The sequence below is a fragment of the Pseudomonas sp. J452 genome (assembly GCF_024666525.1).
Lineage (GTDB): Bacteria > Pseudomonadota > Gammaproteobacteria > Pseudomonadales > Pseudomonadaceae > Aquipseudomonas.
In genome coordinates, this window is the sequence record NZ_CP088294.1 from 2314321 (window position 1) to 2331972 (window position 17652).

The 17652-nt window shown below is 64.4% G+C and carries 16 protein-coding genes and 3 tRNA genes; 11 read left to right on the forward strand and 8 right to left on the reverse strand.

Going from position 1 to position 17652, the window contains the following annotated elements:
- Positions 1-24 precede the first annotated feature (24 nt).
- Positions 25-1290 carry an Hsp70 family protein gene (locus LRS11_RS10430; RefSeq protein ID WP_260496741.1) on the reverse strand — a complete coding sequence of 422 codons (1266 nt, stop codon included), beginning with the start codon at positions 1288-1290 and terminating at the stop codon, positions 25-27.
- A gap of 191 nt (positions 1291-1481) precedes the next feature.
- Here LRS11_RS10430 and LRS11_RS10435 point away from each other — a divergent pair, with 191 nt between their 5' ends.
- The 5 genes from LRS11_RS10435 (at position 1482) to LRS11_RS10455 (ending at position 5877) form a co-directional block, all read left to right on the forward strand.
- Positions 1482-2414, forward strand: coding sequence for a substrate-binding domain-containing protein (locus LRS11_RS10435; protein WP_260496742.1), 933 nt, complete (start codon positions 1482-1484; stop codon positions 2412-2414).
- A 64-nt stretch (positions 2415-2478) separates the two neighbouring features.
- On the forward strand, positions 2479-3219 hold the full coding sequence (locus LRS11_RS10440; RefSeq protein WP_260496743.1) for a substrate-binding periplasmic protein: 741 nt from the start codon (positions 2479-2481) through the stop codon (positions 3217-3219).
- Between the two features lie 295 nt (positions 3220-3514).
- The gene (locus LRS11_RS10445) at positions 3515-4513 is read left to right on the forward strand and encodes a type II secretion system F family protein (protein ID WP_260496744.1); all 999 of its coding nucleotides are present in this window, start codon (positions 3515-3517) and stop codon (positions 4511-4513) included.
- A 159-nt stretch (positions 4514-4672) separates the two neighbouring features.
- Positions 4673-5536 (forward strand): oxaloacetate decarboxylase, encoded by an 864-nt coding sequence (locus LRS11_RS10450; RefSeq protein WP_260496745.1) that lies wholly within the window; start codon positions 4673-4675, stop codon positions 5534-5536.
- A gap of 74 nt (positions 5537-5610) precedes the next feature.
- Positions 5611-5877 (forward strand): DksA/TraR family C4-type zinc finger protein, encoded by a 267-nt coding sequence (locus LRS11_RS10455; RefSeq protein WP_260496746.1) that lies wholly within the window; start codon positions 5611-5613, stop codon positions 5875-5877.
- A 70-nt stretch (positions 5878-5947) separates the two neighbouring features.
- Here the strand turns inward: LRS11_RS10455 and LRS11_RS10460 are convergent, their stop codons facing one another.
- Positions 5948-6967: an outer membrane protein assembly factor BamD gene (locus LRS11_RS10460; protein WP_260496747.1), complete on the reverse strand. Its 1020-nt coding sequence runs from the start codon at positions 6965-6967 to the stop codon at positions 5948-5950.
- Between the two features lie 147 nt (positions 6968-7114).
- On the opposite strand from LRS11_RS10460, the gene rluD reads away from it, so the two are divergent.
- The 3 genes from rluD to clpB all read left to right on the forward strand — a co-directional run bounded on the left by rluD (position 7115) and on the right by clpB (position 11506).
- Entirely contained in the window at positions 7115-8086 is a 972-nt protein-coding gene (gene rluD / locus LRS11_RS10465; protein ID WP_260496748.1) for a 23S rRNA pseudouridine(1911/1915/1917) synthase RluD, read from the forward strand.
- A complete protein-coding gene (gene pgeF / locus LRS11_RS10470; RefSeq protein WP_260496749.1) occupies positions 8086-8814 on the forward strand; it encodes a peptidoglycan editing factor PgeF in 729 nt (242 codons plus the stop codon). Before rluD ends, pgeF begins: the two co-directional genes overlap by 1 nt.
- Positions 8815-8941: 127 nt before the next feature.
- Positions 8942-11506 (forward strand): ATP-dependent chaperone ClpB, encoded by a 2565-nt coding sequence (clpB, locus tag LRS11_RS10475; protein ID WP_260496750.1) that lies wholly within the window; start codon positions 8942-8944, stop codon positions 11504-11506.
- Between the two features lie 56 nt (positions 11507-11562).
- Here clpB and LRS11_RS10480 read toward each other — a convergent pair whose 3' ends face one another.
- Both LRS11_RS10480 and LRS11_RS10485 read right to left on the reverse strand, forming a co-directional pair.
- Positions 11563-11895, reverse strand: a complete 333-nt coding sequence (locus LRS11_RS10480; protein ID WP_173203684.1) for a PilZ domain-containing protein — start codon at positions 11893-11895, stop codon at positions 11563-11565.
- Entirely contained in the window at positions 11896-14298 is a 2403-nt protein-coding gene (locus LRS11_RS10485; protein ID WP_260496751.1) for a DUF1631 domain-containing protein, read from the reverse strand.
- A 212-nt stretch (positions 14299-14510) separates the two neighbouring features.
- Between LRS11_RS10485 and LRS11_RS10490 the strand changes: the two genes are divergently transcribed.
- The 3 genes from LRS11_RS10490 (at position 14511) to LRS11_RS10500 (ending at position 14754) form a co-directional block, all read left to right on the forward strand.
- Positions 14511-14586 (forward strand) — tRNA-Asn (locus tag LRS11_RS10490).
- Positions 14587-14596: 10 nt separating this feature from the next.
- Positions 14597-14673 (forward strand) — tRNA-Pro (locus LRS11_RS10495).
- 5 nt (positions 14674-14678) lie between these two features.
- A tRNA-Lys gene (locus LRS11_RS10500) sits at positions 14679-14754 on the forward strand.
- A gap of 136 nt (positions 14755-14890) precedes the next feature.
- On the opposite strand, the gene LRS11_RS10505 is transcribed toward LRS11_RS10500, so the two are convergent.
- The 4 genes from LRS11_RS10505 to LRS11_RS10520 form a co-directional block, all read right to left on the reverse strand.
- Entirely contained in the window at positions 14891-16189 is a 1299-nt protein-coding gene (locus LRS11_RS10505) for an NAD(P)/FAD-dependent oxidoreductase (protein WP_260496752.1), read from the reverse strand.
- Between the two features lie 63 nt (positions 16190-16252).
- On the reverse strand, positions 16253-16426 hold the full coding sequence (locus LRS11_RS10510) for a DUF3094 family protein (RefSeq protein WP_173203690.1): 174 nt from the start codon (positions 16424-16426) through the stop codon (positions 16253-16255).
- A 24-nt stretch (positions 16427-16450) separates the two neighbouring features.
- The gene (locus tag LRS11_RS10515; protein WP_260496753.1) at positions 16451-16963 is read right to left on the reverse strand and encodes an MOSC domain-containing protein; all 513 of its coding nucleotides are present in this window, start codon (positions 16961-16963) and stop codon (positions 16451-16453) included.
- Positions 16960-17589 (reverse strand): DUF1780 domain-containing protein, encoded by a 630-nt coding sequence (locus LRS11_RS10520; RefSeq protein WP_260496754.1) that lies wholly within the window; start codon positions 17587-17589, stop codon positions 16960-16962. Before LRS11_RS10520 ends, LRS11_RS10515 begins: the two co-directional genes overlap by 4 nt.
- Positions 17590-17652: the final 63 nt, after the last annotated feature.

Consider the following 17652-nt stretch of genomic DNA (forward strand, 5'->3'; position numbering starts at 1 on the left):
CACGCCGATGGCAGCACTGGCTAATCAGCCGTAGCGCTTCTTCGCCTCGATGGCCAGGCCGCTGCCGATGCTGCCGAAGGTGTTGCCTTCGGTGGCGCGGGCGTTGGGCAACAGGGCGCAGATGCTCTGGCGCAGGGCCGGGATGCCGCTGGAGCCGCCGGTGAAGAACACCGTGTCGATCTCTTCGGCCTTCACGCCGGCCTGCGTGAGCAGCTCGGCGACGCTGGCGGTGACGCGCTCCAGCAGGCCGCCGATGGCCTGGTCGAACAACGGCCGGTCGAGCAGGACGTGTAGGCCACTTTCGACCCGCTGCAGGTCGATGCGGTACTGGTCGTGTTCGGTCAGGGCGATCTTGCCTTCTTCCACCTGCATGGCCAGCCAGTGCCCGGCGCGCTGCTCGATCAGCTTGAACAGGCGGTCGATGCCGCTCGGGTCGACGATGTCGTAGCGCATGTTCTGCAACGCCAGCTGCGACTTCTGCGCGTACACCGCGTTGATCGTGTGCCAGGTGGCCAGGTTGAGGTGGTAGCTGGTCGGCATGAAGGCGTCGCTCTTCATCCGGCTGCCGTAGCCGAACAACGGCATCACGCCTTCCAGGCTGAGCTGCTTGTCGAAGTCGGTGCCGCCGATGTGCACGCCGCCGGTGGCGAGGATGTCGCTCTGCCGATCGGCAACGTCACGACGCTCGGGCGACAGGCGGATCAACGAGAAGTCCGAGGTGCCGCCGCCGATGTCGACGATCAGCACGCGCTCCTCGCGGGTCACTGTGCGCTCGTAATCGAAGGCTGCGGCGATCGGCTCGAACTGGAACGACACGTCCTTGAAACCGAGCTTGTTGGCCACCGACACCAGGGTATTGGCGGCTTCCTGATCGGCGATCGGGTCGTCGTCGACGAAAAATACTGGCCGGCCCAGCACCACCTGCTCGAACTCGCGGCCGGCGAAGGCTTCGGCGCGCTTCTTCAGCTCGCCGATAAAGAAACCGAGCAGGTCACGAAACGGCAGGGCGCTGCCGAGTACGGTGGTTTCGCTTTTCAGCAGCTTGGAGCCCAGCAGGCTCTTCAGCGAGCGCATCAGGCGGCCTTCGTAGCCGTCCAGGTATTCGTGCAGGGCCAGGCGGCCATACACCGGGCGGCGCTCCTCGGTGTTGAAGAACACCACCGAGGGCAGGGTGATCTTGCCGTCTTCCAGTTCCAGCAACGGCTCGACGCCGTTGCGCCACCAGCCGACGGTGGAGTTGGAAGTACCGAAGTCGATGCCCAGGGCATTGGCGGGAAGATCGAGACTCATGCTGCAGCGGTTCCGGGAAAAAACGGCCGCGCAGTTTATGCGAGAGCGGCGTGCTGTGCTCGGGGAATCTGCGGCCGCGTGTCGGGCCGGGGTGGGGGTAATGGCCAACTGCTACAGTAATGGAAGCCAAGGAGCTCGGCGCCGATCACGACAACAGGCTTCGTCGACTTCCTCGCCGCATTGGACCCTTCATGCCTATCTCACGTATGACTGTTTTGCCGATTCGCTGGTTTGTTGGCGCATTTGCCCTGTTGCCTGGGCTGCTGCTGGCGGACTGCATCAACATGGTCTCTGGCGCGGGTGGCCATACATTCTGGCGGCAGGTACAGCTGGGGGCGGAGATGGCCGCGCAGCAGAACGGGCTGAACCTGCATTTTCGCGGGCCGCAGAGCGAGCGTGATCCGCAGCAGCAATTGCAGATCATCGACAAGGTATTGGAGCGGCCTTGCGCTGCGTTGATCGTGGCGCCCAGTGGCAACGAGCTGTTACCGCGACTGGCGGCGCTCAAGCAGCGCGGCGTGACCATTCTGTTTATCGATCGTGACCTGGATACTGAGGATGTTTCAGCAGTGGTCGCCACCGATAATTATCAGGCTGGGCTGCTGGCGGGACAGCAGATGGCCCGCTTGCTCAAGGGCGAGGGGCGTGTCGCGCTGCTGCGACCCAGTTCCAGGGCGCAATCGGTTGTCGAGCGGGCCCGTGGCTTTATCCAGGGGGCGGGTGTTGGCGGTTTGCAGGTGGTTCTCGAGCGTTACTTGCCGGCCAACGAGAGTGCCGAGCGTAGCAGTCTGGCTCGGGAACTGGGTGAGCTGGATGGGGTGTTCTCGACCAGTGAAGCGGTTAGCCTGATTACCTTGGGGGCGCTGCGTCGGGCAAAAGTCAGTGGCCAACTGGTGCATATCGGTTTCGATGCCAACCCGCAGCTGGTCGATGCGCTGCGCGATGGTCATATGGCTGGGCTGCTGATCCAGCAGCCCTATCAGATGGGCTACCAGAGCGTGGTTCTGGCTCAGCGCCATCTGCGTGGCGAGGCCGTCGGCCCGCGTACCATTGCCTTGGCTGCAGTGTTTGTCGAGCGCAGCAATCTCGAGGAAGAACGCATCCAGCGCTTGCTGTCGCCCTGAGCGGCGTAATCCAGCAAGCATTCAGCCATCGACTAGGCTGAGCTGAACGGGGAGGGAGGCGAATATGCGTGCATGGCTGTTGGCCTGCTGGCTGATAGGGCTGCTGTTGCCGAGCGTCGGTTCGGCCGAATTGCTGCTGCTGACCGAGGAGGCGCCACCGACCAGCTTTCGCCGCGACGGCAAGCTGGATGGCTACTCGGTAGAGGTGGTGCGCATGCTGGTGCAGCGCACCGGGCATGCCGTGCACATGGAGTTGCTGCCCTGGACCCGTGGCTACCACCTGGTCAAGACCGAGCCCGATACCGCCTTGTTCTCCATGGTGCGGACCGAGGAGCGCGAACCGCTGTTCCAGTGGGTGGGGCCGATCCTGCAGGGCTCCACGCGCTTCTATTCGCTGAAATCCAGCAACCTGCGCATCGACACCCTGGAGGATGCGGCAAACAGTGGCCCCTTGGCCTTGCCCAAGCAGTGGTACACCTTCGAGACCTTGCAGCGTATGGGCTTCACCAATCTCTACGGCGTGCCGAGCTCCAAGCAGATGGTGACCATGCTCAAGCACGGCCGGGTCAAGCTGATCGCCACCGAGGATGTAACCCTGCGCGAGGAGCTGGCGACCGGTGGCCTGCGTCCGGAGGACGTGCAGGCGCACCTGTCGTTGATGCAGTCGGACTACTACATCGCCTTCTCCAAGAAGACCGACGCGACGCTGGTAGCCAAATGGCAGGGCGAACTCGATGGCATGCGCCGCGATGGCAGTCTGCGGCAGATCTTTACCCGCTGGTTTCCCCTCGCCAGTCAGCGCTGAGGCACTCCGGCTCTGGGCGTGCGCTACTCGTGTGGTCTTGGTATCGATATAGGCACAGGCGCTGATCAGGCGTAGTGCCTCCTGAACAGGTCGGCAGCGAGACTGCGTAATAGTTAGGTGTGGGCAGAGGGCGGGCGTGTGCCTTAATTTCCTCTAATGGCGTGACAATAAATGCGAGATCTACGCAATGGCACGGATCGCCATTTGATGGGCTCGATGCGCGGTTAAACTGCGGCACCTGTAGGGCGGAAAATTGATCGCATGGCCGCCTGTAATACCTGTCGTGGAGTTGTCGATGCCTGCGAAATCCGTTGTGCCTGTGTGCCTGGCCGACCGCGCCATCCTGTTCGCCCAGCTGGCGGCCATGGAAAAGGCCGGGCTGCCGGCGGACCGTGCGCTGGCCACCGTGCAGTTGCCGGGCGGCGGACAGAAACGGGTCGATGCCATGCTGCGCTTGCTGACCCAGGGGCGTGATCTGGCGGCTGCCGGGCAGAAGTCCGGCCTGTTCACTCCACTGGAGGTGACCCTGCTCCAGGCCGCGCAGAGTGCCGGCAGTCCGGCGCGGGTGTATGAGCGCCTGGCTGCGCACTACGCGCACAAGGTCACCCAGGCCAAGGCCCTGCAGTCGCGCCTGCTGCTGCCGGCGGCGGTGCTGGTGCTGGCCCTGCTGATCCAGCCCTTGCCCAGCCTGGTGGCTGGCAGTCTGAGCCTGTTCGGCTATCTGTGGGGTGTGCTCCAGCCGCTATTGATCCTGGCGGCTCTGGTTCTGTGCGGGCGTCAGTTGCTGCTGCGCCTGGAGCGGCCGGCGGCGTTGCGGGCCGGCGCGTTGGATGCCTGGTTGTTGCGTGTGCCGCTGTTCGGCCAGGCCCACGCGCGACGCAATGCGCGGGATTTCTTCGAAAGCCTGGGGCTGATGCTGGAAGCCGGTCTGCCGATGTTCGAGGCCTTGCCCAAGGCCTGCGCGACCCTGAGCAACAGCCAGTTACGCCGCGATTTCCTCGCCCTGCAGCAGCGCGTGCAGGCTGGCGCGCCGCTGGCCCAGGCCATCCTGCCGCTGGATTTTCCCGGCAAGCCGCAACTGGCCAGCCTGATTCGTACTGGTGAGGCCAGCGGTACCTTGCCGGCAACTTTGCTCGCTTATGCCGCCCGTGAGTCGCTGGCGCTGGCCGATTTCCAGGAGCAGCTGGCGACCTGGTTACCGCGCCTGGTGTATGTCGCCGTGGCTTTGTGGATCGCCTATGGCCTGCTGACCGGTGCTGGCATTGGCCCACGACTGCCGGCAGAGCTGGGCTGACGGGTCGCGAGGCAAGCCAGAAGTGCGACGGGCTGTCATCCGTCGCTGAAAGCTGGCTGCAAGGCTAATCGGTGTATATGTAGTTTTACTACATGACTGCTTTTGTAGTTTTGCTACATAATTGATCGAACCTGACAGACCAAGACGACAGTGCATCCCATGCAAAGATCCTCGCATCACGACCTTCGCGCGCAGTTTCGCGCGCTTCTCGCCTCGAACGCCTGCTATCACACCGCTTCGGTGTTCGATCCCATGTCTGCACGGATCGCCGCCGATCTCGGTTTCGAGGTGGGTATCCTGGGCGGTTCTGTAGCTTCACTACAAGTTCTGGCGGCACCGGACTTTGCCCTGATCAGCCTCAGCGAATTCGTCGAGCAGGCCACTCGCATCGGCCGGGTCGCCCGCCTGCCGGTCATCGCCGACGCCGACCACGGCTATGGCAACGCGCTCAACGTGATGCGCACGGTGGTCGAGCTGGAGCGTGCCGGCATCGCCGCCCTGACCCTGGAAGATACCCTGTTGCCGGCCCAGTTCGGGCGCAAGTCCACCGACCTGATCGGGGTCGACGAGGGCGTCGGCAAGATCCGCGCGGCGCTGGAGGCGCGGGTCGATCCCGATCTGGCCATCATCGCCCGCACCCATGCCGGCGTGCTCGATGTCGACGAGGTGATCCGCCGCACCCTGGCCTACCAGGCCGCTGGCGCCGATGCCATCTGCATGGTCGGTATTCGTGATTTCAGCCACCTGGAACAGATCGCGCAGAACCTCAGCGTGCCACTGATGCTGGTTAGCTACGGCAATCCGCTGCTGCGCGACGATGCGCGCCTGGCCAGCCTTGGCGTGCGTATCGTGGTCGACGGCCACGCAGCCTACTTCGCCGCGATCAAGGCCACCTACGACTGCCTGCGCGAGCAGCGTGGCATCGCCGCTAGCGACCTGAATGCCACCGAACTGACGCACAAGTACACCCAGCCCGAGGACTACTTTGTCTGGGCGCGTGAATACATGGATGTGCAGGAGTAGACGGACAGCACTGGTAAAAAGCGGCCGGCCTGCGCATAACTGTGCGTAGACGTTAGCGAAACGCGGAGGTTGCCATGGCCGGTGGCTGGACCAACGACGGCGCGGTGCAGGAACAGATCGACAGCAGCATCGAGGACGCCGTCCAGCGTGCCCGCAGCCAGCTGCCGCGCGGCGCCAGCCTGACGCACTGCGAGGAGTGCGATGCGGCCATTCCCGAGGCTCGCCGCCAGGCCGTGCCCGGTGTGCGCCTGTGCGTGCCATGCCAGTCGCAACACGACCAGGAACAGGCACAGTTCAGCGGCTACAACCGCCGCGGCAGCAAGGACAGCCAGCTGCGCTAAGTGCGCGTCCCTGGAGGCTGCGCACAAAAAAGGGAGGCCCATGGCCTCCCCTTTTATGCTGCGCTGGCGATCAGTCGAATACGCCAAAGGTCATGTAGCTGAACCAGGAGCGGTCATCAGCACTGTCTTGCGCTTCTTCCTGCTGTTCTTCTGCTTCGTCCTGATTTTCCGGCTGCAGTTCGTCCGGGATCTGCTCTTCGGCGTCTTCGTACTGGCGGATCACGTCCTGGCTGGCGCGGGTTTCGCCCGGTGGCAGGGGCGTGTCGGTCTCGATCAGGCCGAGGGTGGCCTTGGCCAGCCAGGAGCGGTTGTCGGCTTCTTCTTCGCGCGGCACGAAGTTGCCATCCACCAGGCTCGGGTGGTCCGGGTAGTTCAGCTTCAGGGTTTCCAGGCTGGTGGCGGCCAGGTCGTTCATTTCCAGGCGCTGGTAGGCTTCGGTCATCACCGCCAGGCCGTCACCGACAGCCGGGGTTTCCTGGAAGTTTTCCACTACATAACGGCCGCGGTTGGCGGCGGCGACATAGGCCTGACGGGTCAGGTAGTAGTGGGCGGCGTGAATTTCATAGGCGGCCAGCAGGTTGCGCAGGTAGACCATGCGCGCCTTGGCGTCCGGAGCGTAGCGGCTGTTGGGGAAGCGGCTGGTGAGCTGGGCAAACTCGTTGAACGAGTCACGCGCCGCGCCCGGGTCGCGCTTGGTCATGTCCAGCGGCAGGAAGCGCGCCAGCAGGCCACGGTCCTGGTCGAACGAGGCCAGGCCTTTCAGGTAGTAGGCGTAGTCGACGTTGGCATGCTGCGGGTGCAGACGGATGAAACGCTCGGCGGCGGACTTGGCGGCCTCCGGCTCAGCGCTCTTGTAATAGGCATAGATCAGTTCAAGCTGGGCCTGCTCGGCATAGCGGCCGAACGGGTAGCGCGACTCCAGGGCTTTCAGCTTGGCCGTGGCGATGCTGTAGCTGCCATTGTTCAGGTCATCCTGAGCCTGCTGATAGAGCTCTGTTTCACTCAGGTTTTCATCCACTTCCGGCTTGTTGGAAGAGCACGCGGCGGTGATGGCGAGCATGGCGATCAGCAGCAGGTGTTTCACTTGCATGGCGGCTTGCGTCCCTGTGACGGCCGGCTGTCTTGGCCTGGACCGTCCTGTTATGATGAGCGCCCCGGTTCAGCCGGGACAAAGACGCCGTATTTAACCACAGCGTGCAGCCGAAACCAAAAGCTGCACCTCCCTCCGCAGTAGCCCATGTCCGAAGACGCCGTTCAGCTCATCCAACTCTCCGCCGAGGTGCCGTCCGCACTGGGTGGTCAACGCCTCGATCAGGTCGCCGCCCAGCTGTTCGACGAATACTCGCGTTCGCGCCTGTCGACCTGGATCAAGGATGGCCGCCTGACCGTCGACGGCGCCGTAGTGCGCCCGCGTGACATCGTCCACGGCGGCGCCGTGCTGGCCCTGGAGGCCGAGCAGGAAGCCCAGGGCGAGTGGATCGCCCAGGACATCGCGCTGAACATCGTCTACGAGGACGAGCACCTGCTGGTGATCGACAAGCCGGCCGGCCTGGTGGTGCACCCGGCTGCCGGTCACGCCGATGGCACCCTGCTCAACGCCTTGCTGCACCATGTGCCGGACATCATCAACGTGCCGCGCGCCGGCATTGTCCACCGCCTGGACAAGGACACCACCGGCCTGATGGTGGTTGCCAAGACCCTGCAGGCGCAGACCAGGCTGGTCGACCAGATGCAGAAGCGCACGGTCAGCCGTATCTATGAATGCATCGTGATCGGCGTGATCACTTCCGGCGGCAAGATCGACGCACCGATTGGCCGCAGCTCGGCCAACCGCCAGCGCATGGCGGTAATCGACGGCGGCAAGCCGGCAGTTACCCATTACCGTGTGCTCGAGCGTTTCCGCTCGCACACCCATGTGCGGGTCAAGCTGGAAACCGGGCGTACTCACCAGATCCGCGTGCACATGACCCACGTCGGCTACCCGCTGGTCGGTGACCCGCTGTACGCCGGGCGCTTCCGTATCCCGCCGGCCGCCAGTCCGACTCTGGTGCAGACGCTCAAGGAGTTCCCGCGCCAGGCCCTGCATGCGCGTTTCCTCGAACTGAGCCACCCGATCACCGGGCAGCGCATGAAGTGGGAATCGGCACTGCCCGATGACCTGGTGTGGATGCTTAGCCTGCTGCGCCAGGACAACGAATCCTTCGTCTGATGAGTACTCACTGGCTGACGCCTGACTGGCCAGCGCCTGTCCATGTGCGGGCCTGCGTTACCACCCGTGCGGAGGGTGTCAGCCAGGCGCCGTTCGACAGCCTCAACCTCGGCGACCATGTCGAGGATGATCCGCAGGCCGTGGCCCTCAATCGCCAGATACTTACCTCCGCCTTGCACTGCCGGCCGGCCTGGCTGCGCCAGGTGCATGGCGTGCAGGTAGTCGAGGCCGATCCGGCTCAGGTGGCCGAGGCCGATGCCAGCTGGAGCGCCACGCCCGGCATCGCCAGTGCCGTATTGACTGCCGATTGTCTGCCCGCGCTGTTCTGCGATCGCGCCGGTACCCGTGTGGCGGCGGCCCATGCTGGCTGGCGCGGGCTGGCCGGTGGCGTGCTGGAGGCGACCCTGGATGCCCTGGCCCTGCCGCCCGATGAGGTGCTGGTGTGGCTCGGCCCGGCCATCGGCCCGCAGGTCTTCGAGGTTGGGGCGGAAGTGCGTGAGGCCTTCCTGGCCAGTCATGCAGAGGTTGTCCAGGCCTTTATCCCCAGCGTCAACGCCGGCAAGTACCTGGCCGACATCTACCAGCTGGCGCGCATCCGCCTGGCCGCTCGCGGTGTCAATGCCGTGTACGGCGGCGGCTTGTGCACCGTCAGCGATCAACGCTTCTATTCCTACCGCCGCGCCGCCCGCACCGGGCGCTTCGCTTCGCTGATCTGGCTCGCCGACTGACCTGCATCAAGGTCGTCACGCTTGAATCGCGGAAAACTGTCCTCATCTAGTATCCATCTCGGCGGGCTTTTCGTTTCTGGGGCGCTCATCGCCTCGGCCCGCCTTCTAAAAGGAAGGACGAACCTCCATGCGAATCGACCGTTTGACCAGCAAGCTGCAGCTTGCCCTTTCCGATGCCCAGTCCGTGGCGGTGGGCCTTGATCACCCGGCCATCGAGCCGCTGCACCTGATGCAGGCACTGCTCGATCAGCAGGGCGGTTCGATCAAACCGCTGCTGATGCAGGTCGGCTTCGACGTCAATGGCCTGCGCCAGGCATTGAGCAAAGAGCTCGACCATCTGCCGAAAATCCAGAACCCAACCGGCGACGTCAATCTGTCCCAGGACCTGGCGCGCCTGCTCAACCAGGCCGACCGCCTGTCGCAGCAGAAGGGTGACCAGTTCATTTCCAGCGAAGTGGTGCTGCTCGCCGCCATGGACGAGAGCACCAAGCTGGGCAAGCTGCTGCTCGGCCAGGGCGTGAGCAAGAAGGCCCTGGAAAATGCGGTGAGCAACCTGCGCGGCGGCGATGCGGTGAATGACCCCAACGTCGAGGAGTCGCGCCAGGCCCTGGACAAGTACACCGTCGACCTGACCAAGCGTGCCGAGGAAGGCAAGCTCGACCCGGTGATCGGCCGCGACGACGAGATCCGCCGCACCATCCAGGTCCTGCAGCGCCGCACCAAGAACAACCCGGTACTGATCGGCGAGCCCGGCGTGGGCAAGACCGCCATCGCCGAAGGTCTGGCCCAGCGCATCGTCAACGGCGAAGTGCCGGACGGGTTGAAGGACAAGCGCCTGCTGTCGCTGGACATGGGCGCGCTGATCGCCGGCGCCAAGTTCCGCGGCGAGTTCGAGGAGCGCCTGAAGGCGGTGCTCAACGAGCTGAGCAAGCAGGAAGGGCGGATCATCCTGTTCATCGACGAGCTGCACACCATGGTCGGCGCCGGCAAGGCCGAAGGCGCCATGGATGCCGGCAACATGCTCAAGCCGTCGCTGGCCCGCGGCGAGCTGCACTGCGTCGGCGCCACCACGCTCAACGAGTACCGCCAGTACATCGAGAAGGATGCCGCCCTGGAGCGGCGCTTCCAGAAAGTGCTGGTGGATGAACCGAGCGAGGAAGACACCATCGCCATCCTGCGTGGCCTCAAGGAGCGCTACGAGGTACACCACAAGGTGGCCATTACCGATGGCGCGATCATCGCCGCGGCCAAGCTGAGCCACCGCTACATCACCGACCGCCAGCTGCCGGACAAGGCCATCGACCTGATCGACGAAGCCGCCAGCCGCATCCGCATGGAGATCGACTCCAAGCCGGAAGTGCTCGATCGCCTGGAGCGCCGCCTGATCCAGCTCAAGGTCGAGGCCCAGGCGCTGAAGAAAGAAGACGACGAGGCGGCGATCAAGCGCCTGGAGAAGCTCAACGAGGATATAGCTCGCCTGGAGCGCGAATACGCCGATCTGGAGGAAATCTGGAAGTCGGAGAAGGCCGAGGTACAAGGCTCGGCGCAGATCCAGCAGAAGATCGAGCAATCGCGTCAGGAGCTGGAAGCGGCGCGGCGCAAGGGTGACCTCAATCGCATGGCCGAGCTGCAGTACGGCATCATTCCGGATCTGGAACGCAGCCTGCAGATGGTCGACCAGCACGGCAAGACCGAGAACCAGCTGCTGCGCAGCAAGGTCACCGAGGAAGAGATTGCCGAGGTGGTGTCCAAGTGGACCGGCATCCCGGTGAGCAAGATGCTCGAAGGCGAGCGCGAGAAGCTGCTGAAGATGGAAGGCCTGCTGCACCAGCGAGTGATCGGCCAGGACGAGGCCGTGGTGGCCGTGTCCAACGCCGTACGCCGCTCGCGTGCTGGCCTGGCCGACCCGAACCGGCCGAGTGGCTCGTTCCTCTTCCTCGGCCCGACCGGGGTGGGCAAGACCGAGCTGTGCAAGGCGCTGGCCGAATTCCTCTTCGATACCGAGGAGGCGCTGGTGCGTATCGATATGTCCGAGTTTATGGAGAAACACTCGGTGGCCCGCCTGATCGGGGCGCCGCCGGGCTATGTCGGCTACGAGGAGGGTGGTTACCTGACCGAGGCCGTGCGCCGCAAACCTTACTCGGTGGTGCTGATGGACGAGGTCGAGAAGGCCCACCCGGACGTGTTCAACGTGCTGCTGCAGGTGCTGGAAGACGGCCGCCTGACCGACAGCCATGGGCGTACCGTGGACTTCAAGAACACCGTGATCGTGATGACCTCCAACCTCGGTTCGGCGCAGATCCAGGAGCTGGTCGGTGATCGTGAGGCGCAGCGTGCGGCGGTGATGGATGCGGTGAGCAGCCACTTCCGTCCGGAGTTCATCAACCGCATCGACGAGGTGGTGGTGTTCGAGCCGCTGGGCCGCGAGCAGATCGCCGGCATCGCCGAGATCCAGCTGCAGCGCCTGCGTGGGCGCCTGGCCGAGCGCGAGCTGAGCCTGGAACTGTCTGCCGAGGCCCTGGATAAGCTGATCGCCATCGGCTACGACCCGGTCTACGGTGCGCGGCCGCTGAAGCGGGCGATCCAGCGCTGGATCGAGAACCCGCTGGCGCAGCTGATCCTGGCGGGTAGCTTCAATCCGGGAGCGGTGGTCAAGGCGCGGGTCGAGGGCGAGGAGATCGTCTTCGCCTGAGTTGCTCGGCGCATAACAAAAAGCCCCGCATTGCGGGGCTTTTTCATGGGCGCTGTTCAGATGTGCTGCAACACGACTTCCAAGGCTTCGGCCTGATCATCGGCCAGGTCGATGATGTGAAAACCGCTCCAGCCGTGCTGGCCGTTGGCGCCTGGGCGGCTCCACAGGCAGTCGGCACCCAGGCGGATCTCGTGGATATCGCCGAGGGGCGCGCCGAGTACCAGGCGGCATTCCCACACGGAGTCGGCCTCCAGCGGCATGTCGCTGACCAGCATGAAGCCGTCGGCGGATAGGTCGACGACACGTCCCAGGCGTGTGCCCGAGTGGAGGTCGAGCACTTCCAGGCTCAGTTCGGTGGTGTGGCGGCTGTGCTGGCGACGATCGTCCATTCAGGCTCCTTGGCCGACTTCATTGGCGCGTCCGGTGAAGCGTTGCAGAACGCGATAGATGGCATGCAGGGCGCGATCCACCAGTGGCGAATCACGTTCCGTGGGCACGATGCGCGCCCGGCCTTGTTCCATTTCGCTGGCCAGTTGCTTGATCGGCTTGATCGCCACACGCTGACCGCTGTGGTCGACGAACATGTAGTTGTGGGTGGTCGGGCTGAACCAGGACAGCTTGAGCGTGCGGGTTTCCTCGCCCTGAACGAACTCGAACCAGGTGCCGAACTCCAGTTTCTGCAGCTCCTTGATCAGCGCCTGGGCGCGAGCTGAGACGACTTCATTGCTTTGTATAGAGGCAGCCAATGCCGCGTCTTCGCCGAGCATGGCGCCCAGTGGGCTTTCTGGTAGCGAGGCCTTGAGCTTGGCCGCCAGTTGCGGTTGTTTGGCCTGGACGGCGTGCTGGCAGGCGACGATGTCCTGCAGCAGGCGGCGGATGCCGTCTTCGTGGTAGCCGCCGAGCAGTTCCAGACCCTTGCGTAATTCGTCGAGCAGGCTCACGCGCAGGCCCTGCAGGCGGCTGCGGCCGGCCTCGTCGAGCACGGTGCCACTCCAGGCCAGTTGCTCGGCAACTTCGCAGGCGCGCTGCCATTCGCTGCTGCGCTCGCTGTGGCGAAGCAGGACGAACACCAGTACGTCGGTCCAGGTCAGTTCGAGGAAGTTGCGGATGATGGCTGGCAGCTCGCGGCCCTTGAGCGCCTGATTGATCGCATCGACCGCCAGCTGGCGGGCGCCGAGCAGCTTGTCACGGCCCTTGGCGGCCTCGACGGCGCGCCGCTCGCGCAACTCGACCTTGTGCTGGAGGGTGGCAACGAATTCATTGAACTCGTCGAGCAGGCTGTCGAACAGCAGCAGGTCGCCGGCGAAGCCATGGATCACCCGCTCCACCACCCAGTGCATCTTCGCCAGCAGGCCACGCTCGTCACCTTCACTGCCATACAGCACGCCGGCCTGGGCCATGCTGTTGAGCAGGCGTCGCGCCGGGTGGTGGTGCTGGGTGAACAGTGCCTTGTCCTGCAGGGCGACCTTTAGATAGGGCGTATGCAGGTGGGAGAGGGCGGTCTTGCAGGCGTCCGGCAGGTTGTCGTCGTCGAGGATGAAGTCGAACAGCATGCCGACCAGATCGATGACGTCGGCTTCCTGATCCGACAGCTTCTGCTGGCCTGGTAGTTGGCTGTAGGCCTCGAGCTGGTCCTGCAGGTCGGCTTTCAGGCCTTCCACTGCCTGCGGGCGATGCAGGCGCTGGCTGATGTCGTGTGCCGACTGTTGTTGCAGGCGACTGAGGGCGTTGAGCAGTTCGCTGGCGCTGTAGGTGCTGGTGGCGGTGCGCGGGGCGAAGCTGGCGATGCTGCGGGTGCCGCCGAGCAGGGGGGCATCGACATTGCGTTCGCGGTGTTCGCTGAGCAGGGCGGCCAGACCGCCGAACAGTTGTGCTGGATCCTGCGGTGGCGGGCTGTTCAGGTCTGCTGGTGTTGGGGGCTGGCCGGCGGTGGGGGCGGGGCCTGGCTGGTGGGCGCTGGTCGACTGTGCCGGGCCCTGCTGGGGAGATCCGCTGCGTGCTGGCTGGGCGCTTGCGGGGTTGCCGGTAGTGGTCGGCGCGGGCTGTGCTGCGCTCGCTGAGGTAGGCGCGGCGCTGGCCGGGTTGCGCTGTGCGTTGTACTTCAGGTTGGGCAGGATGCCGGCATCGATCAGGCGCTGGTTGAGCGCGTCGTAGAGCGGATCGAGACTTTGCATCACATGCTGATCGAAGAGCGTATAGAGGATGATCTTGATCCGCAGCGGCAACGGGTGCACGGCCAGTGCCAGATGAAAGGCGTTGGCAATGGCGGGTGGGCCGAAGGGGTTGCTGTCTTCAACCAGCTTGTGGCCGTTGTTGAGCAGGGCCAGGCGTTGTTCGAGGGTATATAGAGGGCGAGCACAGCGCGCCTTGACCCGGCTGACCATGTTGATGATCTGCAGGCTTTCCTCGTACTCCTCGTTCTGCACCAGGGACAGCTGTTCGGCATCCAGGGCGCTGGGCGCCACTGCTGTTTTGAGTTTGCCGTCGAGGAAGTCGGAGAAGTTCTGCGCGATCTGCTGGTGGTAGCTGCGCTCGATCTGCGGCCGCAGCTTGCGGATTTCGCGCATGCTGTCGAAGAACAGAGTTTGCAGGCGATTGTTCTCGGCTTTCTCTGCGCACTCGAAGAGGGTGTCGTCCACCTGGCCGAACACCCCGGCCAAGTGCTCGGCCAGGCGGTTCATCACCAGCTTGCGGCAGTCCTGCACCAGTTCGCTGAAGCGAGGTTGAATCCCGCGGCTGGCCAGCCCTGGAATTGAGCGGGGTGGGGTGGATGGGGTATCCGGGGAACTCATGACTTATCCTGTGCGGGCCTTGCTGGCGCGCGCATCCTGCTGTGATGTACTTCAAGCTATAGACTTATAGTAGCCTGAAGTTCAATCGCAAGGCTTTGTAAAGAAAGTGATTTCAAGGGTTGACAGGCGCGCGCGGAAACGTAAAATGGCGCGCCTCTGATACGGGAAACGGCGCAAGCCAAAGCCGGTAGCAGAGCTAGGAAGTTATACGTTCCGCGATAGCTCAGTCGGTAGAGCAAATGACTGTTAATCATTGGGTCCCTGGTTCGAGTCCAGGTCGCGGAGCCAACTTTCTTATCGGGGTATAGCGCAGTCCGGTAGCGCGCTTGCTTTGGGAGCAAGATGTCGGGAGTTCGAATCCCCCTACCCCGACCATTTTTGGGTCGTTAGCTCAGTTGGTAGAGCAGTTGGCTTTTAACCAATTGGTCGTAGGTTCGAATCCTACACGACCCACCATATATTCTCGGGTCTGGTCCGAGAAACAAGAAACCCGCCTAGTGCGGGTTTTTTGTTGCCTGGATTTTATAGGCTGGCTGGTCATGGGGCGCCGTGTCGCACCGCTACGGGCGGTACGCACGGCTAACCGTGTCCGTCAATGCAGCTTCAGGCGCGGCTCGGTGCTGCGGCCGATACGGTCGCTGAGCATCAGCAGCAGGGTGCGGAAGCCACCGTACAGGGCCATCTGGTGCATGCGGTAGAGCGAGATGTAGAACATCCGCGCCAGCCAGCCTTCCAGTTTGACGCTGCCCATCAGATTGCCCATCAGGTTGCCGACCGCGGAGAAGCGCGACAGCGAGATCAGCGAGCCGTAGTCCTGGTAGCGGAACTCCGGCAGCGGCTTGCCTTCCAGGCGCAGTTTGAGCGACTTGGCTAACAGCGAGGCCTGCTGATGTGCGGCCTGGGCGCGCGGCGGGATGGTGCGCTCGCTGCCGTCGCCGAGCGGGCAGGCGGCGCAGTCGCCGAAGGCGAAGATGTTGTCATCCAGGGTGGTCTGCAGGCTCGGACGCACCACCAGCTGGTTGATGCGATTGCTCTCCAGGCCGTCCAGCTCCTTGAGGAAGCCTGGTGCGCGAATGCCGGCGGCCCACACCTTGAGGCTGGCTGCTACTTCCATGCCGCTCGCGGTGAGCAGGGCTTGCTGGGTGACCTGGCTGACGGCGGTGCCGGTGAGGACGGTGACGCCGAGCTTTTCCAGGGTCTGGTGCACGGGCCGGCTGATGCGTTCCGGCAGCGCCGGCAGCACCCGCGAACCGGCTTCGATCAGGGTAATGCGCATGTTCTGCGGCTGGATGTTGTTCAGGCCGTAGGCGGCCAGCTCATGGGCGGCGTGGTGCAGTTCGGCGGCCAGTTCGACCCCGGTAGCGCCAGCGCCGACGATGGCCACGCTGATCTGCCCGTCATCGGTCTTGCCGGCGTGGGCGCGCAGGTAGTGGCTGAGCAGCTTGCCGTGGAAACGCTCGGCCTGCTCGCGGGTGTCGAGGAAGATGCAGTGCTCGGCCGCGCCCGGCGTGCCGAAGTCGTTGGTGGTGCTGCCAACGGCGATCACCAGGCTGTCGTAGTTCAGCTCGCGGGCGGGCAGCAGCTCCTCGCCAGTCTCGTCGAGGGTGGCGGCCAGGCTGATGCATTGGCGTGCGCGATCCAGCCCGCTCATGCGGCCGAGCTGGAACTGGAAGTGATTCCACTTGGCCTGGGCCACGTAGTTCAGCTCGTCCTCGGAGGAGTTCAGCGAGCCGGACGCAACCTCGTGCAGCAGCGGTTTCCAGATATGGGTGAGGTTGGCGTCGACCAGGGTAATGCTGGCCTGGCCGCGCTTGCCCAGGGTTCTACCCAGGCGGGTAGCAAGCTCCAGGCCGCCGGCGCCGCCGCCGACGATCACAATGCGATGGGTCATGGGGATATCTCATAAGGTTTGCGGAATCCGGGGAGGAGTCCGGCCGGGCGAGCGCTAAGCAGCTCATAGCACCAGTCGACTCAGAAGGCGGCTCAGTACACCAAGGGCGATGACCGCGAGCAGGATGACCAGCAACAGGCGCCAGACCCGAAAGGGTTGGCGTTCGACCTGATGTTGCGGGGCGTTCAGGTATTGATCGACGCGCTGCTGGTCTTCGGGGCTCAAGCGGCTGGACATGGTGTGCCTCGCATGAAAGTTGGCTCATTCTAGCCCTGCGCTCGTCAGTGGCTCAACGCGCAGGTCGTCATCCAGGCGAATAATGCCGCTGTGCAGCACGCGAGCGGTGATCCCGCCGTGGCCGCGCATGGCCTGGAAGGTGCCCGGGCCCAGGCGTTCCTCCAGCTTGGCGCAGGGTTGGCACCAGCCGGTGGTTTGCAGGATCGCCTGGCCGATGCGAAAGCAGCGATTCTTCAGGCTGAACAGATTGATGCCGCTGATGGCGAGATTGCGGCGCAGGTCCAGGGGCGTGATCTGCCGGTCTTCCGGCCGTGCCAGCAGGGCGTTGATCACCGCCAGGTGTTCCCACTGGATCAGGGTGACCTGGCGCAGGTTGCGCGGGCCGGGACGAGTGTGGTCGCCGGTCAGGCCGGCTTCGCGGCGGGCCTCCACGGCTTGCAGCTCGAGCATTGCGCCGCGTGCCTGCGGGCGTACGCCAATCCAGCACACGCGGCCCTGTTGCGGGACTGCGGCGAGCAGTTCGTGCAGTGGGCTCACAGGCTGATACCCACGTCGAACAGTACGGTGCGGCCGAGGTTGTTGCGCAGAAAGTCGGGTGCGTCGGCATGGGCGAACAGCACGCGGGCATAGGTCGGGCCGACCAGGGCCAGGGAGCGCCAGCCCTGGCGCAGGTATTCGCCGGGTGGCGGGAAGTGGCTGTTGAAGTCCGGCAGGTCGCGTTTCAGGTTGATGTAGGCGAGCAGGTCCAGTTCGCTCAGGTCGATGCCGCGTTCGCGGTAGTTGTGGGCTTTCTTGCGCAGGGTCGGTGCCAGGCGGGCCTGCAGTTCGCTGGCGGCGATTCGTCGTGGGCGTGGCTCGCGACGCAGCAGCTGGCTGAGCGAGAGGGCGCTGCGGCGGCGCTCCAGCTCGGCGCGCCACTCGTCGTTGAGGCGGCGGCCATGATCGAGGACGAAGAACACCTCGAAGTTGGCCTCGCGGAACTGTACATCCGGCGGCTCCTGGGCGGCGCTGCCGAATTCGTCTTGGCGAAAGGGTACATTCAGGCCCAGCAGCAGGCGCTGGCAGACCCAGCGCTCGCGTTCCCACTTGCGCGCATTGGATAGGAAGTCGTTGGCCTGTTCGGCCTGCCGGGTGAGCAGGCGCAGGTAGTCAGAATCGTCCATGGCCGCAGCATAACCGCAAAATCGGCTTGCGACAGCAGGCCGCGCTGATGGGCTGCAGGCGCC

What these genes read in the sequence shown, in the direction of transcription:
- LRS11_RS10430 (WP_260496741.1), bottom strand. Translation starts at nt 1,290, where the DNA reads ATGAGTCTCGATCTTCCCGCCAATGCCCTGGGCATCGACTTCGGTACT.
- LRS11_RS10435 (WP_260496742.1), top strand. Translation starts at nt 1,482, where the DNA reads ATGCCTATCTCACGTATGACTGTTTTGCCGATTCGCTGGTTTGTTGGC.
- LRS11_RS10440 (WP_260496743.1), top strand. Translation starts at nt 2,479, where the DNA reads ATGCGTGCATGGCTGTTGGCCTGCTGGCTGATAGGGCTGCTGTTGCCG.
- LRS11_RS10445 (WP_260496744.1), top strand. Translation starts at nt 3,515, where the DNA reads ATGCCTGCGAAATCCGTTGTGCCTGTGTGCCTGGCCGACCGCGCCATC.
- LRS11_RS10450 (WP_260496745.1), top strand. Translation starts at nt 4,673, where the DNA reads ATGCAAAGATCCTCGCATCACGACCTTCGCGCGCAGTTTCGCGCGCTT.
- LRS11_RS10455 (WP_260496746.1), top strand. Translation starts at nt 5,611, where the DNA reads ATGGCCGGTGGCTGGACCAACGACGGCGCGGTGCAGGAACAGATCGAC.
- LRS11_RS10460 (WP_260496747.1), bottom strand. Translation starts at nt 6,967, where the DNA reads ATGCAAGTGAAACACCTGCTGCTGATCGCCATGCTCGCCATCACCGCC.
- rluD (WP_260496748.1), top strand. Translation starts at nt 7,115, where the DNA reads ATGTCCGAAGACGCCGTTCAGCTCATCCAACTCTCCGCCGAGGTGCCG.
- pgeF (WP_260496749.1), top strand. Translation starts at nt 8,086, where the DNA reads ATGAGTACTCACTGGCTGACGCCTGACTGGCCAGCGCCTGTCCATGTG.
- clpB (WP_260496750.1), top strand. Translation starts at nt 8,942, where the DNA reads ATGCGAATCGACCGTTTGACCAGCAAGCTGCAGCTTGCCCTTTCCGAT.
- LRS11_RS10480 (WP_173203684.1), bottom strand. Translation starts at nt 11,895, where the DNA reads ATGGACGATCGTCGCCAGCACAGCCGCCACACCACCGAACTGAGCCTG.
- LRS11_RS10485 (WP_260496751.1), bottom strand. Translation starts at nt 14,298, where the DNA reads ATGAGTTCCCCGGATACCCCATCCACCCCACCCCGCTCAATTCCAGGG.
- LRS11_RS10505 (WP_260496752.1), bottom strand. Translation starts at nt 16,189, where the DNA reads ATGACCCATCGCATTGTGATCGTCGGCGGCGGCGCCGGCGGCCTGGAG.
- LRS11_RS10510 (WP_173203690.1), bottom strand. Translation starts at nt 16,426, where the DNA reads ATGTCCAGCCGCTTGAGCCCCGAAGACCAGCAGCGCGTCGATCAATAC.
- LRS11_RS10520 (WP_260496754.1), bottom strand. Translation starts at nt 17,589, where the DNA reads ATGGACGATTCTGACTACCTGCGCCTGCTCACCCGGCAGGCCGAACAG.